Origin of the sequence: Massilia phyllostachyos (assembly GCF_021044825.1) — a bacterium.
GTDB classification, from domain to species: Bacteria; Pseudomonadota; Gammaproteobacteria; order Burkholderiales; family Burkholderiaceae_D; genus Telluria; species Telluria phyllostachyos.
The window spans coordinates 969190-987167 of sequence record NZ_JAJNOC010000001.1 but is presented as its reverse complement, the minus strand read 5'-3'; the positions used below and the strand labels follow the sequence as shown (position 1 = coordinate 987167).

Sequence of the window (17978 nt, the reverse complement as noted above, 5' to 3'; positions counted from 1 at the left end):
GTTAGCTCTTAGATGTTCTTGTTCGTTTCCACCCATGCACGCACGTCTTCGCATGCGTATCGCACCGCTCGGCCCACCTTGACGAACGGGATTTGCGGACCCAGTCCGGTAGAGCGGGCTTTCTCCAGGGTCTGCGGCGCGATGCGCAGCAACGTTGCCACTTCCTTCGTTGTTAGATAACTGCTCGGTTCGTACATTCGATGCTCCTCCAAATTGCGTTAAGAAAATTAAGCAAGCCCATATTAAGCGGATGAGCCATCGAATAAAAGCCTTTAAAAACAGTAACTTACACTAGAAAACATAAGTAAATGGAAGGCGGCGGATGAGGGTTTTACCAGCCTCCAAGACCGTCAATCGATTTTGTCCAGATAACTCGTTCACGCACCAAAAAATCGGTGGCATGCCGATACTTCAGCCGGGCAAGGCAATTTCCTGCCTGTTTTAAGCTCCGACCAGCCGCCTTTTTTCGCTGTCCACCGAGACAAAATATTTTTTGAATGTGGCAGTTTTGCGACATTCCGGCCCCCTCAATCACACCATCTCGCCAACCAAGTTGTTCGCATCGATCAATGCTTGGTCCTGCAGGTGTGCATAGCGTGCAGCCGTGACGTTCGGTGACGAGTGACGCAGCGCCTTGGAGACGGTGAACAGCGGCACGCCGGCGTTGACGGCGATCGATGCCCAGGTGCGGCGCAGGTCGTGGATCGTGAAGCCCTCGATGCCCGCGCTCGCGCAGATTCGCTCGAACGCCTTCGCGGGCCTCGTCATGGGCTTGGCCGGGTCCTTGCCCGGAAACAGATAACCGGCCTTCCGTTTGCCGATTACCTCGCGCAGCAGTTCCACCGCCGCCGAGCTGAGGCAGATATGTGCCGACTTGCCCGACTTTGTCATCGGCAAATGCCACGTGCGGCTTGCCAGATCGACGTCATACACCTTGGCCGCGAGCGCTTCGCCGAGCCGAGCCGCAGTCAGAAAGAGCAGCATGAACAGCGATGCCGCAGCCCGGTTGCTCTCGTGCTCGCAAGCCTCCTTGAACGCGGCACGCTCGGCGGCATCCAGCACTCGGGTACGGATGTTCGCCTCTACGAGCGGACGGATGTGCTTGGCGGGGCTCTTCGTATGCAGGTCATTCTCGACGGCGTAACGGAATATCGCCTTCAGCAAGGCGAGATAGCGATTGACGGTCGCGGGCGACAGATGCTCGCGCTCGCTCAGCATGTCGAGGAAGGCCACGATGTTCGACGACTTGATGGCAGCCAGCGGCAGGTGTCCGAATTCGCTGGACAGCCAACGCTCGAATTTCTGCACGTCGTCCTTGATGCTGCGCTTACGAGCTTTTACAGCCGGGTAGTAATGGTCGGACCAGAGCTGAGCGAACGTGATGCCGACGCGGCTCGGTGCGCGCGGATCGATGCCCTGTGCAGCCTGGAGGCGTGCAGATGTGCAGGCGAGACGTGCCTGTTCGACCGTGAAGTGGGCGCTGTAATCCCCGAGCGCCAGGGATAGGCGCTGCTTGTGCAGGACCGGGCGGGCGCGGAAGTTGATCCGACCGCTGCGATACAGGACTGCGATCAGCCCGACGCACTTCGTGTCGTAGCAGTCGAGTTGGTCCTTGTCGCTGTGGGTAAGGAACGAAGCCAAGGCCGTGTTGAGGCTGGCCTTCGTGAAGCAGAACTTGGTTGAAAAATTGTGGTTACTTGTTTTGTCGGGCGGCATGTTGATAGTCCTTTACTAGGACTACCGGGATCAATCATAACGATCCGCCATCGAGAGCGCATCCCTGACCGTCAAGCTTGGTCAAGGAACCCGACTGCAACATTAGGAAGCGCTCGCCGGTGAGACACTTATTTGCTTCGCCTGAAGGGTAAATCACGCATAGAGCCGATCAACATCCAACGAGCCAACTGGGCTATCACCCTAATTAGTCCCAAGGTGCAGGTTCCGAGTTAGAGATGCCAACAGCGTGCCGGCCTACCTCTTGTGTACGTTGCAGGCCCTGAGCAGCATCTTCGATCATTTTCCGTAACCTCTTTAAGCGCACCTTTAACTGTGCCCCTTCGGACGGATGAAAGCTGTTCAACAGACCAACACGGCTCGATACCGTTAAAAGCTCTTTATGAAGTGCCTTATCATGCTCGCCAAAGGCGGCTCTTGCCTCAAGCTGAAAGACTGACGCGCGAATGCCTCGGCGCATTTCTTTAGGCAAAGAAACTCTGACGTTATGCACGAGCTTTGTTGTTACGATTCGCGTCCCTGCTGTGTGCACCTCATGCTTCTGGCGCTTGGGTTGCACGCCAGCGCTGCGGAGCATCGCATAGACACTGGAGATAATTTCCGACTTCTCGCTATCGGTAATGCGCCGCTTACATGAAACGCTAATGTCGTCGACGTAGCGGGTGTATCGATAGCCGCGCCGTCGAAACTGCTTGTAGAGTTGGGGTTCCCTAGCCCAAAAGACCAGGTTAGCCAAGTAGGAGCTGGTGACGGCTCCCTGCGGGACGCCATCATCCTTCACCGTGAGCAGCGTCAAGAGATTTGCGACCTCCTCAGAAAACCCGAAAAGGCCGCGCCACATCGCCTTCACAAGCGTAGACGAAATTGTCGGGAAAAAGTTGGCAATGTCTTCGCCAATTGTAATTTTTGCGCCTACGTGGGCTTCAGCATTTTTACGAGGACTGCGCCCTTTAAGACTTCCGTTCAAGTAATCTGGGTACTCAACACGGCTTAGAATGCGATCTTTAATGCGTCTTTGGGCATATTTCAGGCGCGGATAAGCGTCGAAGGTCTGCCGTTTGCTTCCGTCTTTTTTTATCTCTTCCGCTGCTAGTCGATAGGATTGATTTGCTGCCGAAGCGATACGCCTTAACCATCGCTCAGGTATTCCCAACGCCATTTCGAGCGCAGCGATACTATGGATTGGCTCGCACGGATAATACGGAACACTCTTGTCACTGTTCGGGGGCTTTTTCATCCAAAAGCTCCAAAGCTGTCAATGCTAACTGTCCCGCGAGCTCCTTGTTGATGCCTGCAAGTTCGCCCTTCTCGGCAGCAAGAAAAAACAAAATCTCGACAGGAACCTTTAGTGCAGCTGCAATCTTCTCGACCGTAGATATGGTTGGGTCGCGCTTGGAGTTCTCAAGCATCGAAAGATAGGAAACCGAACACCCGGCCAGCTTCGCAAGTGCCTCTTGAGAAAGCCTACGACGTTGGCGACTAGTCTGGATCGCTTTGCCAAGGTTCATGATATTCAATCAAAAAAATTAATGGGCTTGTTGTGCAGGAGCTCGGCTAAACATCACATCAGGTCTTGAATGTTGCTAACCAGACGAAGGAATTCTGCAATTACTTGAAACGCGCGATAGCAAGCTACCTTTCTGCGCTCCGATCCTTCCTGTCGGCTGACAATCTCCAATTCAGCGATGACGGTGTTCAACTCAGCAACTGCACGAATGTCGAGCTGGCTATGATACGTATCGCGCAGGCTTTTCAACGTGCGGATACTTGTTTCGAGAGTATGTGGCTGCATAATAAGCGTCCTTCAATCCGGGCGAAATTGCCCTGCCCCGTTAGCAAATAAGCCGGAAGGTGCCAGCCCGACATAACAAGCCCATTACCAGTCGAAACCCTTCGAGCGCTGCCCCACCGTTCGTTCGCTGCACATCGCAACTGGCTCGCGGTCGGTTGGCACTTGTCGCTTCGGGCAATGCGGCCCGTTGCGGGGAATTTAGCCTACTTCTGGAAGTGGGCAATCCTGAGAACGTCCAGGATCGTTAAGCAGCTCTTTGCTATCAAACTTCGGGTACTGAAGTACACATACATCGAACATCATCCGAGCGGTATCACTCGGCCTGAAGCTATTAAAACACAGCCGTAGTGCAGAAATCAATCGAAATTTTCACTGTCAGTGAAAATTTACACACATTGAGCTATGACCCAGTAAGGACATAGGGAAGAGGAAAGAGCTTCAGGCGCGCTGCTTGGACCAAGTGAGGAAGCCTTCCTTCCACTGTCATGCGCCTAGGTCTGCTAGTTGGAAGTAGCCAGCGCGTTCCAGCCGAGCGCGGCCATTGCTGCTTGTCACTGCATGGCAGCCCTGCGTTCACGGCGCACTTAGGCCGTGCTTGCTAAAGCAGCGCTATACGCATCTGCGCAAGCCTCTTGAAAGGCATACGGGGAGATCATAGTCCTGCGAAAAGCGAATTCCTTGATCAAGAACTTTCTGCAGGCCTTCGACACTGCGCGCAGGATGAAGAGCGATCTTCAAGCTTATACCCAGCGAGCCAAAGCGCTATCGTGGGTATCGCAAATGATAGCGGGAGACGACCCTTTCGACGCTGTGGCGACCTTATGCACACCTGTCTCTACACCCGGCAAATGCCGCGCGTTCATAAACAACTGCGTTGTGTTTATAACATCGGTACTCACTGGGCTGATGCGCAAGGCACTGACTGCACCTAGCAAGGTTCGAAAGTGCAGCGTTTCCGGTCATATATTATTTATTTGCAACACCTCATAGAGCCCCTTGCCCGCAATCCGGACAAGGGGCTTTTCCATTTCAGCGTACCCAAGGAACCCTAACCAATGAAGAAATACATCGCTCCTCCGAACTTGCAATGGTCGAGCAAAAAGCCCACCGGATCGGCCCGGGCGACTATGCCGAACAACTTACCGAACGCACTGCCCGACATCAAACAGGCATTCCTGCCGAGCAGTCTGGACCTGACGTTCACGCTGAGCTTCCGGCGCTAGAGCTGCCGGACGGTCAGCACGCACCGCGCCGCGCCGCGCCGCTAGAGCATCACCGAAAGCCCTATACGAGTCACACGGCGCGGGTTTTTCTTATCCCACCTACTCACACGACCTGTAGAGAAACCGAATGAACCAAACAGACACGACAAGCATCGGCGATGTACCCGCCGAAACGACCGGAGCTTCCGGCCTCCGGCCCTGCTGGCTGCTTAAGTCCGCCAAGGCTAACAAGCTGGGCAAACACGCCGAGGGCGGAATCCATTATCAAATCCTGACCGACAGCCAACGCCAGGACCCGTCGTTCAGGATCGTGGGTAACGAGGGCGGCGGCTACTTCAGCAAGGAAGTCGTGGCCTTCGGCAACGTCGAAGCCTGTCTCGCCACGCATCCGCAGGAGCAACCTTTCCCTTCCAAGCTGCTCCAAACGGCGTTTACCGGCCGATCCAGCAATAACGCAGGATTTCTCGCCGCCATCTTGCGCGCCGAAGGCCTGCTCACCCTCGCTCCCGACACGGAAGGCCGTCATGTTATATCCGGCGATTGGGCTGCCTGGAAAGCGTCAGTGCTCGCCGAGCAGGGGCAGCCGGTCGAATCGGAGCCAGCGGGCAAGGAAGAGAAGGCCGGGGGAAACGAAGCCGCTGCGTCGTCCGCTGACGAAAAAGACCCACCCCGACGAGGTAAGAAATAGCAAGCACGATCACTCAAGGACCGACCTCATGACCTGCAACTACTCAACAACCTGGGAAACCGGGCGACTGGTGCGTTACCTGATGCGCGTGCCGAACGTCTACATCTTCGGTGGGCTACTCAAGCATATCGTCTGCCCCGCCGTACACCCCGACTTCACCGATATAGACCTCATCGCAACCGACAGCCGGGAAATGGACCGGATTCAGGACGCCTTCGACTACGTGTTCAGGGAGCTGCCCAGGATCGGGAACGGCCCGCGCTACTTCATCGGAAAGTCAGGACGAACCGACAAGGTAATCCAACTCGTCTTGATGCCCTCCCACGTCCAGGCAATGCAGTTTGCAGTCGAGGGACCGCAGTACGACATTGACCGTGCAGCGTTCGGCAACTGTCGGTTTTACTTCGATGCGTTCATTGGAGAAGAAGCCATCCGGCGGGCCATCAGGACGAAGCGAGCAAGCCGCGTCACCGCATCCCGCAACTTAACGCATTACGCCCCACATCGGCCGCAGATCGAACAGCGTCACAAGCTCAAGCTGATGCGCAAGGGCTTCACCGTTATCGACTACCCCGCCCCATCACCAATCACTGAAAAATACCTATGACCGTCACGATCTACGTAACAAAGCAAGCGATGGCGACCGTCCTGAAAATCAAGGATCTCGACTACTACGACCGCTGCTGCTTGGCGGACAACGAAGCAACGGATCTCACCCGCAAGGAGGGCTACTATCTCAAGGCCACCCACAAGCTTAGTCTCGCCCCGTTGCCGGAGGACGCCCTGCTCGTCGCCAGCTTGCGCACCGGCGACGCCGATTACTCGGAGCGAGTGAGCATTCCCGCTAGCCTGCGCGGCTGCATCTTCGAGAAGGCTCCCAATCTTCCCCCGCGCTACAAGGAGATCATCGAATACTGGTCTGGAGAACCACTGAACACGAATGCGGGCGGCGCTGTCTATTACCAGAACCCAATGAACGCCTACGTAGTCGACCTGACACCTCTCGATGCAGCAAACGCGGCGGGCAATTACGGCGGCAACGTGGCCGGGATGGATGCTCTCCTGTCGGAAGGGGTCGTCGTGCACATAGCGGGGTTAAGTAAAGCCCTCGGCAGCGCTCCAGACGGGGGGTTTGTCGAGATCGAAATCCCTTTGGACGACGCAATGCTTGCCCTGGACAACTCCAAGTTCCTGACGGGTCGGCCCTACGCGCAATCGACGGGCCAGCGCTCCGAACGCATCTTCTTGAAAATGGCGGATATCCGCCGCTCCCCCGACCCCAATCAGATTTTCGTGGACGCACTTCGCTACGAAGAACTGGATTACGGCTTCTACTATTGACGCCATTGCGGTGTGCAGGGCGTGCTAGGCATGCAAATAGGCCGCATAAAAAAGGGTGCTGCATAGCAACACCCTCTCTCACCTGGAGCGCGTTTAAGTTAAGCCAGCTTCTTGACGATCTGGTTCACGCGGCCCGGGCTCAGTTGATAAACTTTAGCAACTTTCGTTTGTGGCACGCCTTGTGCCACATGGGCCTTGATTTCGAGGTCACGAATGCGGCGCTCTTGCTTATTGGTTGTCATCTCGACTTTGGCATGCAAAATACCTGTCTGACGTTGCAAGCCCTTAACTTGGCGCTCAAGTTCCTCAATGCGACGCTGATGTTCATCCTGCTTAGCCATGGTAAACTCCTATAGAGGGTTGCGTGGATTAGACACTGGTTCACTTCTTGGCCGAAGACCAGTGGCTTGCATTGTAACCCTCTTTTTTCGGAAAAATTTGTCGATTTAGCGAGAATTTAGTTTTTTGCTAGGTAGATGAAAAAAGTCCTTTAAAAACAATAACTTAAAGTTTCATATTTTTTCAAAGCCAGGCCAACTCAATCGTGCGCCTTGCCTCTAGTTGAGCAAGCGGAGGATAGTTTTCAAATTGCATCATTTTGAGCATAGAGGACTAGGGCGCGTGCTTGCCTCGGCTTACCGCCGGCGTTGGATACCGATCCATAGGTTGTAGCCGTTTGGGGTGAGAAACCTGATGCTGCACGGAACGGTCGACCTGAGCTACTGCAACTGACCGTCGATCTGCGACGGGTAACGTAGTTAGCACCTTTTATAGGTTGCGGTCATTCAGCAGTAGCAGTTGCTGTTCCGCTGGAGCTAGTTTAGCGCCCTTTGTTAGCCTCAGGCCCAGCTGAGTGTGAGATATGCGGACGTACAAATTGCCGTGGCTCACTTGAATTCAGAACTGCTCCCGGTACCATCTCAGCACGAGGTTCTGGTCACTCTCTGGTCGGGCCTAGGGAAAATACGGTCAAGCGGAATCCATCACCGTAAAGTTGCAGCCGAGCCGACCAAAACCGTTCCATGCAAGCATGAATCTGGCGGAGCAAGGACATACCTGACACAACCAGATAGAATGCTAGAGAAGAGACCGTGCAATCGTGGCCGCTACTGGCACTTTTAATCCGTTGGTCGCAGGTTCGAATCCCGCACGGCCTACCACGAATAAACAGGAAGCCCACGAATTTCGGTTCGTGGGCTTTTTGCGTTGTGGCGTGCTCTGCGCAACGACTTTCAATTCCTAGGCGACCTTGCGTCTAGTCAAGCCAATCCACGGCAACGTCCCAAATAATATCGTTTGCTCATCCGCATGATCGAGTCTCGACGTGCTCTTGTGCGACTGTATCAGTACCCGGATCAGCGGCGACCGCCTGCGCTGGAAGTAGGCGGATTCACTGGCAGCTACTTCGAACATCTCGAAGTCAACAATACCCAGATCTCCTGAGGGACAAAGCCGATGACTGACCTGCAAGCACTGCTGGAGTCCCACCAAAGCACTCGCCTGCTACGCCTGTCGTTCCCGCGGAGCGACGGCCCGCAAGCCAAGTTGATGGTAAACCGGTTCGCCGGCACGGAATACTTGTCACGTGACTTCGAATTCAAGGTGGAACTCCTGAGCGACGATGCCAGGATAGAACTTGAGGCGATGCACGGCAAACTGCTGTGCATCTCGCTCGTGCAGGCTGACGGCACCCTGCGTCCGTTTACCGGCTATGTCACGTCGTTCAAGCTGGTTAAAACGGATGGTGGAGTGGCCTTCTACGAAGCCGTGCTGGTGCCATGGCTGGCCTATACACGCCTGCGCCGGAACAACCGCTTGTTTCATGCGCAGAGCTTGCGCGAGCAAGCGGAAACGATTTTCGACGGCTACGGCGCCCTGCCGGCCTGCGATTGGGAAGTCGCCGGCGAACAGCCGCAGTTCACGATGGCTACCCAATGGGATGAGACCGATCACAATTACCTGTGCCGGCGCTGGGAAGCGGCGGGCTACAGCTATTGGTACGAGCATACCAGCGAAGGTCACATGCTGAAGGTCTGCGACGACACGCGCACGTCTGCGCCGATCGACGGGCCGTCGCCCAGCATCCGCTTCCATGGCGCCGGTGGAGCGGCCGAAGAGGACGCGATTGACCACTGGAGCGCAGTGCGCCAGTGGGCGTCCGGACAGGCGGCGGTGAGCGGCTTCGATTTCAAGAATCCGCGCCCGGTACATGCGGATACCGTAACCATTAACCAACAAGGCGATATTCCACGGCTGGAGGTGCACAGCTATGAGGGGCATTACGGCTTCAAGCACCAGTCGGGCGCCAACCAGCTTGCGCGCTTGCGCATGGAAGAAATCGAAGCCCGCGGCAAGTTGTACGAAGCGCACGGCAATAACCGGCGCGCCGCCCCGGGCAGATGGTTCAGGCTGTTCGACCATTTCAATGAGAATGAAGGTTGCGAGTTCCTGATCCTGGAAGTACATCACGAAGCCAGCAACAATTACCTCCAAGGCAAGGACACGGTCGCAGAGTACAAGAGTCGCCTTCTCTGCCAGAGCAAGGCCCTGCCTTGGCGTCCCGGACGCGGCTTCAACAGCACTGACACCAGACTGCTGGCTCTGCAGACCGCCACCGTGGTGGGCTCGGAAGGCCAAGGCAGCCTGAACGTGGACCAGTACGGCCGCATCCAGGTCAAATTTCACTGGGACCGCGACGAGAGTGGTAGCTGCTGGGTACGGGTAAGCAGCAACTGGGCCGGTGGCGAGAAGGGTTTGACCAGCCATCCGCGAGTTGGCTCGGAAGTCATCGTGCAGTGGCTCGACGGCAATCCCGACCATCCGATCGTGACCGGCTCCGTCTACAACCAGAGCTATATGCCTCCGTGGAAGTTGCCCGAACAGCGGGCCCTGACGGGGCTTAGAAGCCGCGAGCTGACGGCGGGCGGGGGCAATATGCCTGGCGGACGCAGCAATCATCTGGTACTGGACGACACGGAGGGGCAGATCCAGGCTCAGCTCAAGAGCGACCATCTGGCAAGTCAGCTCAGTCTCGGCCATATCAAGCGCATCGAAGACAATGCGGGACGCAAGGATGCGCGCGGACAGGGCTTCGAGCTGCGTACCGACGGCATTGGTGCGGTGCGCGCGCAGCGAGGCCTGCTGCTCAGCACCGAAGGACGGCCGAACGCCCGCGCCCATATCACCGACATGGCCGAAACGGTGGGGCGCATGGCCCAGGGCCAGGAGTTGCACGACAGCCTGTCGCAGGTCGCGCAACAGGCGCAGGCACACCAGCCGGGCGACCAGGACCAGGTCGTCGCCGCGCTGCAGGCGCAGGTCGAGGCCATCAAAGGCCAGGGTGGCACGCCCGCGCAAGGCGAATTCCCGGAATTCCAGGCTCCCCACCTGCTTCTAGCCAGCCCCGCCGGCATCGAAACCAGTACGCAGGGTTCCACCCACCTGATGAGCGTGGAGCACACCGCTCTGAGCAGCGGCGGCCATGCCAGCCTGAGCGCGGGCAAGAGCCTGCTCGTCAGCGTCAAGGAAGCGGTGCGCATGTTTGCCTACAAGGCCGGCATGAAGCTGGTGGCGGCCAGCGCCGACATCGACATCACCGCCTTGAAGGACAGCGTCAACGTCCTGGCCAAGCTCAACATCACCCATACCGCCAACCGGATCACGATCACGGCCAAGGAAGAGGTGGTGATCAACGGCGGCACCAGTTTCAGCCGCTGGAACGCATCGGGAATTGTCCATGGCACCAGCGGCAACTGGGTCCAACACGCGGCGCATCATAGCTTCGAGCCTGGCAAGAGCGAAGGCACGCCGGCCCTGCCGCAGCCTGTGCAGCTGGCGCCGGGGCAGCTCGACCTGTATCACCAGTACGTGAACCCGGCAGGCAGCAAGAAGCAAGGCATCCGGCAAGGCGACTACACAGTTGTCGACGCCGAGGGAGGTACCCACCAGGGGACGCTCGATGGCGACGGCTTTGCCAGCGTAGCCGGCCTGCCGATGGGAATGGCCACGGTCAGCTATGGCAAGGACCCGCGCGACCCGTGGGATGAAGACAGCTACTTCGGCCAGGGAACCGAATGGCCGACCGTGGCGCTGCCCGAGGCTGGCGCTGACGCTGCAGCAACGTCTGACCGGCCAGCGCCGACGACCAGGGCGCAGAACCCTGGACTGCTCGCCGGCGCACAAGCTGCGGCGAGCAGCCTCAATGGCGCAGCCGGCAAGCTCGGCACGATTGCGCAAGCCGCGCAGCAAGCAGCAAGCGCGGTGCAATCACTGCCAAAAGGCGGCGCGCAAGCACTGCTGGCCGCTGCAGGACCGGCGGCCTTGGCCAACGTTGTGGGCAAGCTCGCAGGCGGTGCGACAGCCGGCGCGTCAAGTGTCGGCAAGTCTGCCGCCGCCATCGCGTCGATCGTCAGTCTGCCCGGAGCGCTGCCGCGCATGGGCGCTGAAGTACCGTCCCCGAACCCGAAAAAATCCGTCATATAAAAGCCACCATGACCGAACTCACGCAGGCCCCGGCCAAGCCCGCCGAGCGCGCGCCGGAAGTCGCAGTCGCCCCGCTCGACACCATCGACCAGCAAGACGTCGGCGCCGGTGCCGCCGCTTTCGACAAATGGCTGCGCAAGATCAGCAACGACTACTTCACGCTGGAGCGCCTGAGCACCGTCGCCGGCAGCCTGCCGGTAATCGGCAACATCATGGCGCTGATCGACGCCATCATGGACATCGTGGCGATAATCCAGAAGGGCCTCGCCAAGGGTGCCAAGGAAATTGATTTCCTGCTATGGGTAAGCCTTGGCATCAACCTGATCGGAATAGCACCGGGGGCAGGCAACGCGGCGCGCATGAGCCTGCGGCCGGCGCTGCACCTGGTCCGGCAAAAGCTGGCCTCGGGCGTCAAGGATCTCGGCAGCGCGCTGATCGAGGTGCTGGCCGTGCACCTCAACGCCAGGCTGGCCGGCGAGATCGATACCTTCGTCGACAGCGCAATGAGCAAGCTGGCCGGTATCCTGGACGATTGCGCCAATACCGCCGACGGCATCGCCGACGACCTGATCAATGTCCTCAATCGCTGCATCGGCAAGGAACCGCTGTTCGACGTCGCCACCCCGGCGGAAGTGGAGACCAAACTGCATGACCCAAAAGCGCAAAGCAGCTGGCGCCGCATGCTGGGCGCCCTCGGCCGGCAGTACAAGATGAGCGCGAACTACGTTATCGCGGCGGCGGCCAGCCAGCTGCCGGAAAGCGCAAAAGCGGGCGTGAAAGGCATGGTCGATCACCTGACCAACTTCAAACCGGCGTTTCGCGGCAAGCTCGCCGCCCTGGCCGACGAACAGACTCAGATGAGCATCCGGTGGATACTGGCGCGGCTGCGCGACGCGGTCACCAAGCACAAGAAGCGGGGCGCGGCGATGATCCCATCAAGCAAGGGTGCGGATCACAAGAAGACTAACCCCGGCCACGAGTTGGGCGCCACCAGCCGGCAACGCCCGGCCACGGGCGACGCCAATGCCTGCAAGCTGTGCCCGGCAAAAGGCGGCACCGCGCACTCGATCAGCTTCGCCACCGGCGCCGAAACCTTCACCCATCTTGACTTCGTGCTGGATGCGCCGCTCCCCATCACCTGGAGCCGCACCTACCGCAGCCAGCTGATCGCCTATGACCGCGGCAATCTCGGCGCGCGCTGGCTCACCCCGTACAGCACCCGCATTGACGTCGTCGGCCAGGGCAAGCCCGACGCCCTGCTCTATCACGCGGCCGACGGCCGCACGCACCGCTACCCGTACCTTGGCATCGGCCAGCGTCACCACGACCCGGTCGAACAAATCACGCTCACCCGCATAGCCCCACCCTGCTGACGCTCGACTTCGGCAAGCCGCTGCCAGAGGGCGAACCCAGCCCCTGGCGCGAAACCTACGAGCTGATCGACACCGCACGCGCCAAGGCGGCCGAGCAGGGCCGGGAGCATTTCCGGCTGATCGCGCTGCATTCCCGCGATGGCGCCGCCCTCGGCCTGCGCTACGACCACGTCGTTGCCAATGGCCCTCACGCCGGCGAGGAGGTGCTCAGCGACATCATCAGCAAGCAGGGCGAGATTATCAATGCCCATGTCGGCACCCAGATCGACCTTGGTAGCGACCGCATCCGCGCGCTCTGGGAAATCAAGGAAGGCAAGCTGCTGCGCCAGCTCGCCGCCTACGACTACGACAATCTCGGCGACCTGGTCCGCGCCCAGGACGAAAACGCCGCCGCCTGGCAATACCAGTACGACCGCCACCTCGTCACCCGCTACACCGACCGCACCGGGCGCGGCATGAACCTCGCCTACGACACCAGCATTGACAGCGGGCTTCATGCCAAGGCGATCCGCGAGTGGGCCGACGATGGCAGCGACGACACCCGGCTCGAGTGGGACAAGAACATCCGCCTGACCTATGTCCTTGATGCGCTCGGCCACGAGACCCGCTACTACTACGACATTGCCGGCTATACGTATCGCATCGTGTATCCGGACGAGGGCGAGGAATGGTTGTTCCGCGACGACGCCAAGAACGTCGTCCGCCACATCCACGCCGACGGCAGCAGCGAGCATCACCGTTACGACGACCACGGCAACCTGCTCACGCACACGCGCGCCGACGGGAGCCAAGTCCACTTCGAGTATGACGGCCAGCACCGGGTCACCGGTATCCGCGACTGCGAAGGCGGCACCTGGAAGCGTGACTACAATGCCCAGGGCCAGCTGGTCGAAGAAACCGACCCGCTCGGCAACAAGACCCAATACGCGTACGACAAGGCCGGCCGGCCGATCGAAGTCCTCGATGCCAAAGGTGGAGTCAAGAAGCTCGCCTACACTCCGGACGGCCAGCTCGCCAGCTACACCGACTGTTCGGGGCACAGCAGCCAGTGGGAATACGACAACCGCAAGCGCCTGGTCAAGAGCATCGACGCAGCCGGCAACGAGACCCGCTACCGCTACACTCCGCTCAGCGCCGAAACGCTGGCGCAAGCACACAGCGAAGGCACTGATAGCGGCAATCATCCCGGACAGCTCGAAGCCGTCAACCACCCCGATGGCAGCCAGGAGCAGTTCCGCCACGACGCCGAAGGCCGGCTGCTGGCGCACACCGACGCACTGCAACGTACTACTGCCTACCGCTACACCTCCGCCGGACTGATCGCGAAGCGCACCGACGCGCTGGGACACCGCCTGCACTATCAGTGGGATGCGCTCGGCCGCCTGTCCGCACTGGAAAACGAAAACGGCAGCGTTTACCGCTTCCAGTACGACCCGGTCGGCCGCCTGCTGCAGGAACAGGGCTTCGACGGCAAGGCCACCGAGTACCGCTACGACGAAGCCAGCGGCGTGCTGGCGGAAACCGTCGAAGCCGGCGTCACCACGCGGCTCGACTTCGACCCCATGGGCCGGCTCGTGCAACGCCGGGCCGCGTCCCCCGGCCAGCTGGAGCAAATCGAAACCTTCGCCTACAACGCCAACGGCCAGCTGGCCGAAGCAAAGAACGAACACGCCAGGCTGCAATGGTTTTACGACGCGGCCGGCAACCTGGTCCGCGAGCACCAGCACTACCAGGGCCCGTTCCACCTTGAGAAACGCACCGCGGTCTGGCACCACCACCACGACGAACTCAACCAGCGCACCGGCACCACCCGCCCCGACGGCCTTCGCATCGACTGGCTGACCTACGGCGCCGGCCACGTGCACGGCCTGCTGCTCGACGGGCAAGACCTCGTCTCCTTCGAGCGCGACGCGCTGTACCAGGAAACCGGCCGCATCCAGGCCAACGGCCTGCTGCAAACGATGAAGTACGACCCGCTTGGGCGCCTGATCGAACAGCAGCTCGGCGCCATCGCGCAGGTCAGCCGGAAGAACGGGCATTTCTCCCCCACCCCGTACCGGCCCGATGTCCAGGTCGGCATGCAAGCCGCGATCCTGCGACGTTACCGCTATGACCCATCCGGCCAGCTGACCAGCCTCGAAGACAACCGGCGCGGCCGCGTCGAATACCGCTACGACCCGGTCGGACAGCTGCTGGCGGCAAACAGCGCATTGGGTCATGAAACCTTCGCCTTCGACCCAGCGGGCAATATCCAGGCAGCCGATACCGCGCAGCAGGAGCCCGTTACCCGCCGCGCACCGCTGCCGAAGCTGCTGGACAACCTGCTCAAGGAATATGCCAGTGTCCGCTACCGCCATGACGAACGCGGCAACGTCGTAGAACGTACCCAGGACGGCCTTCGGTCCGAGTATGAATGGGATGCGTTCAACCGGATGACCCGCGCCAGGACCTGGCATGGCGTCACCACCTTTGCCTACGATCCACTGGGGCGGCGCATTGCCAAGCACAGCGGGACAATGGAAAGCACTGCCTTCCGGGAGACGTCCCGGACCATGTACGGCTGGGACGGCGACACGCTGGCGTTGGAAAGCAGCGTGCACCGGGGCCATGTGGCGGGCGAACGTACGGTCCACTATGTGTACGAGCGCGACAGCTTCGTGCCGCTGTTACAGGCCACCCGACACCGGGCACTTCGGCTGCCGCCTACTACGGGTGTGAAAGCGCTGATGGCGGGCAACGACGGTAAGTATGACATTGCGCTCGATCCACTATGGAACGGCGAGTGCGAGCAGGAAGCCGAGCCGTTCGAGAGGGACGAGATCGCCTTCTATCAATGCGATCATCTGGGCACGCCGCAGGAGTTGACCGACCATGAAGGCAAGGTCGCGTGGTCGGCGCAGTACAAGGCGTGGGGGCAGGCGAAGGAAGCGATCAGCGAGGCGGCGTACAAGGCCGGGGTACGGAATCCGATACGGTTCCAGGGGCAGTACCTTGATGATGAGACGGGGCTGCACTATAACCGGCATCGGTACTACGATCCGGACGGCGCACGTTACATAACGTCTGATCCTATCGGCCTACTCGGCGGGATGAATGCTTATCAGTACGCGCCTAATCCGACGGGCTGGATTGACCCGCTGGGTTTGCGGAACAAGAAGAAGAAGGCGGCTTGTCCTGCATGCAGTGGAACGCCATGTGGAAATACGAAAAATCCGTCGCGCGGTGCGGCACGCTTTCAAAGCGGCGATCATTACCCTAACAAGGATCGTTGGTCAAATGTGATCCTGCCTAAAGGAACCACTGTCTATACACTATATCCTTACGGCCCGAAGCCAGGTGGATTCTTTGCTGACGCGTCGACTCTTACCGCATCGAAGAAATCCGTTAGCACATATCATGAGGCGACACAAGTAGGGCATTCTGGAAAAAACTCTAGGTTATTCCCGTTCGGCCCGAGACAGAAGGTGCAAGCATTCACGCTAAAAGAGGATCTCTGCGTAGGAAAAGCCTACGCCTTAGCTAATGACCAATATGGACCAGGTGGCGGAACGCAGTATTACGTCACCGCAAAAGATCGTATGAGTATGGAAAAAGGCCCACTTATGGAGTTGACAAGCCCATGATTAATCTCATTGAAGGAAAGGTCAAGCTCGGCAAGAAAGATATCTCTGTCGCGTCTGATTATGAAGACTTACGTGCCCTTGCCGAAGAAGGTTTAATTGAGAAACGAGAAGACGCTGGAGGTATTTACTACTATGTCGAATCTGAGGCGGACGACATGAGATTTGGCGTTTTCATCTCGTTGCGAGGAAAAAGGATTGAGTGGATATTATTGCGCTGGTTAGACCGTCCTATGAAAAGTTGGGATGATGTAAGTGAAAAGGCAATGACAGATGAATATCATCTGCTATCGAATTTCATAAAAAAGCAAGTTGGAGCTCCACCTAATAATATAAAGACTGGGACGCGTACATGGCGCTTCAAGTGGGGTCAAATTAATTTGAGCTATGAAGTACGTTCCTTTGATGTAGCCATCTTCATGAAACCTCAATAAGTGCGTCCGACAGGTACGCTTGTGATAAGCATCAATTTTTTGCAGCTAGCATTGGCAAACGATGGAGTGAACCTAGTATCTCCTATGCCTAAGGCACCTGCGAAATCGTACGAGGCGTTGTTGGCCAAGATTTGCGACCTGGCAACATCTAGGAAGGCTATGAGAAATGCGCGCTCATGAAAAATCCCGCGGTTGGCCAAATCGACATTATTGACCCGAAGCACGGAAACTCGAAGACTATTTTCAAGAGGTGATGTATGAATTTTGAAGTTGTTCACGTCTCACGGGGAGACATGCGGTTGAAATTCGATTAAAGGCATGATGGTTTGTACTTGAAGCAGGCAATTCTTTTTGTATGGTGAGTGCCTGATCAACAAGCAGAACAAGCCCCATCGTCGACATGTAGACGCCCGCGTTACCGCCGCCCCAGGCACGACGTTATTAATTCCTTGGTGTCTGGCCGAACAGAAGAGAAGTCCCTGCCAATGGTACAGTCCCGAGACAATCCATATCGAGGTGTCCGGTGAAGTACTTACAAAAAATCAGCTCGCTCGGCTACGTCTTCATCGCCCTGCTCTTCTTCATCTGCGGCTTCGGCCTGATCGTGCTGGCCGCGGTGGAAATCTGGTCGGCCCTGTTCGGCGACGGCTACCAGTCGGTACAAGAACGCTTCCAGCTCATCCTGGAATGCGTCGGCCTGCTGACGATCTCGGTCGCCGCGTTCGAACTGGGCCAGACCGTGCTGGAGGAAGAAATCCAGCGTGAAGTGCACGTCAGCTCCCCGACCCGCCTGCGCCGCTTCCTGTCGCGCTTCCTGATCGTGGTCGTGGTATCGCTCGGTGTCGAATGCCTGGTCGGCGTGTTCCAGTTCCTCCACACGAAGCCCGAGCAATTACCGCAGGTTGCCTCGATTGGCGTCGCCGCGGCGGTCCTGCTGGCGGCCTGGGGCCTGTTCGTGCGGCTGAACGTGGAAGCCGAGAAGCTCGAACCGGAAGCCATGGAGCAGGCGCAGGAAGAAGACAAGCACGTCGAAACCTGACATTTCACCGCCCCATGCACGATCACGCATGAAGTCCTTGGAAAATCGCAAGAGTGCCGCTATAATCTTGGCTTCTTCGGGTCGTTAGCTCAGCTGGTAGAGCAGCGGACTTTTAATCCGTTGGTCGCAGGTTCGAATCCCGCACGGCCTACCAAAGATTCAGCAGGAAAGGCGTCATGAGAAATCGTGACGCCTTTTTTGTTTTTGACTGTCACATCGTTGTCATCGACGCTCCCTATGCTGTCGGGTTTT

The 17978-nt window shown here is 58.4% G+C and carries 15 protein-coding genes and 1 tRNA gene; 10 read left to right on the top strand and 6 right to left on the bottom strand.

The features are described from left to right. Nucleotides 1–8: 8 nt before the first annotated feature. The 5 genes from LQ564_RS04230 to LQ564_RS04210 all read right to left on the bottom strand — a co-directional run bounded on the left by LQ564_RS04230 (nucleotide 9) and on the right by LQ564_RS04210 (nucleotide 3526). Complete coding sequence (locus tag LQ564_RS04230) at nucleotides 9–197, bottom strand: helix-turn-helix domain-containing protein (protein ID WP_231056821.1); 189 nt, start codon at nucleotides 195–197, stop codon at nucleotides 9–11. A 334-nt stretch (nucleotides 198–531) separates the two neighbouring features. Further along, complete coding sequence (locus tag LQ564_RS04225; RefSeq protein ID WP_231056820.1) at nucleotides 532–1716, bottom strand: site-specific integrase; 1185 nt, start codon at nucleotides 1714–1716, stop codon at nucleotides 532–534. A gap of 205 nt (nucleotides 1717–1921) precedes the next feature. Then, nucleotides 1922–2971, bottom strand: a complete 1050-nt coding sequence (locus tag LQ564_RS04220) for a reverse transcriptase family protein (RefSeq protein WP_231056819.1) — start codon at nucleotides 2969–2971, stop codon at nucleotides 1922–1924. After that, nucleotides 2949–3242: a helix-turn-helix domain-containing protein gene (locus LQ564_RS04215; protein ID WP_231056818.1), complete on the bottom strand. Its 294-nt coding sequence runs from the start codon at nucleotides 3240–3242 to the stop codon at nucleotides 2949–2951. The genes LQ564_RS04220 and LQ564_RS04215 overlap by 23 nt, the downstream gene beginning before the upstream one ends. 53 nt (nucleotides 3243–3295) lie before the next feature. Beyond that, entirely contained in the window at nucleotides 3296–3526 is a 231-nt protein-coding gene (locus LQ564_RS04210; RefSeq protein ID WP_231056817.1) for a hypothetical protein, read from the bottom strand. A gap of 1055 nt (nucleotides 3527–4581) precedes the next feature. Between LQ564_RS04210 and LQ564_RS04205 the strand changes: the two genes are divergently transcribed. The 4 genes from LQ564_RS04205 (at nucleotide 4582) to LQ564_RS04190 (ending at nucleotide 6778) form a co-directional block, all read left to right on the top strand. Then, a complete protein-coding gene (locus LQ564_RS04205) occupies nucleotides 4582–4749 on the top strand; it encodes a hypothetical protein (RefSeq protein ID WP_231056816.1) in 168 nt (55 codons plus the stop codon). Between the two features lie 127 nt (nucleotides 4750–4876). Further along, on the top strand, nucleotides 4877–5437 hold the full coding sequence (locus LQ564_RS04200; RefSeq protein WP_231056815.1) for a hypothetical protein: 561 nt from the start codon (nucleotides 4877–4879) through the stop codon (nucleotides 5435–5437). Nucleotides 5438–5465: 28 nt separating this feature from the next. Further along, entirely contained in the window at nucleotides 5466–6044 is a 579-nt protein-coding gene (locus LQ564_RS04195) for a hypothetical protein (protein ID WP_231056814.1), read from the top strand. Continuing rightward, complete coding sequence (locus tag LQ564_RS04190; protein ID WP_231056813.1) at nucleotides 6041–6778, top strand: hypothetical protein; 738 nt, start codon at nucleotides 6041–6043, stop codon at nucleotides 6776–6778. The genes LQ564_RS04195 and LQ564_RS04190 overlap by 4 nt, the downstream gene beginning before the upstream one ends. A gap of 98 nt (nucleotides 6779–6876) precedes the next feature. Here the strand turns inward: LQ564_RS04190 and LQ564_RS04185 are convergent, their stop codons facing one another. Continuing rightward, nucleotides 6877–7119: a hypothetical protein gene (locus tag LQ564_RS04185; protein WP_231056812.1), complete on the bottom strand. Its 243-nt coding sequence runs from the start codon at nucleotides 7117–7119 to the stop codon at nucleotides 6877–6879. 1114 nt (nucleotides 7120–8233) lie between these two features. Here LQ564_RS04185 and LQ564_RS04180 point away from each other — a divergent pair. From LQ564_RS04180 to LQ564_RS04155, 6 genes are all read left to right on the top strand, one after another. Beyond that, on the top strand, nucleotides 8234–11260 hold the full coding sequence (locus LQ564_RS04180; protein WP_231056811.1) for a type VI secretion system Vgr family protein: 3027 nt from the start codon (nucleotides 8234–8236) through the stop codon (nucleotides 11258–11260). 8 nt (nucleotides 11261–11268) lie between these two features. Beyond that, entirely contained in the window at nucleotides 11269–12633 is a 1365-nt protein-coding gene (locus LQ564_RS04175) for a DUF6531 domain-containing protein (protein WP_231056810.1), read from the top strand. 203 nt (nucleotides 12634–12836) lie between these two features. Then, the gene (locus LQ564_RS04170) at nucleotides 12837–16256 is read left to right on the top strand and encodes an RHS repeat-associated core domain-containing protein (RefSeq protein WP_231056809.1); all 3420 of its coding nucleotides are present in this window, start codon (nucleotides 12837–12839) and stop codon (nucleotides 16254–16256) included. Beyond that, nucleotides 16253–16687, top strand: a complete 435-nt coding sequence (locus LQ564_RS04165) for a hypothetical protein (RefSeq protein ID WP_231056808.1) — start codon at nucleotides 16253–16255, stop codon at nucleotides 16685–16687. The genes LQ564_RS04170 and LQ564_RS04165 overlap by 4 nt, the downstream gene beginning before the upstream one ends. A gap of 523 nt (nucleotides 16688–17210) precedes the next feature. Continuing rightward, nucleotides 17211–17726, top strand: coding sequence for a hypothetical protein (locus LQ564_RS04160; RefSeq protein ID WP_231056807.1), 516 nt, complete (start codon nucleotides 17211–17213; stop codon nucleotides 17724–17726). A gap of 78 nt (nucleotides 17727–17804) precedes the next feature. Further along, nucleotides 17805–17880 (top strand) — tRNA-Lys (locus LQ564_RS04155). The last annotated feature ends 98 nt before the right edge of the window (nucleotides 17881–17978 follow it).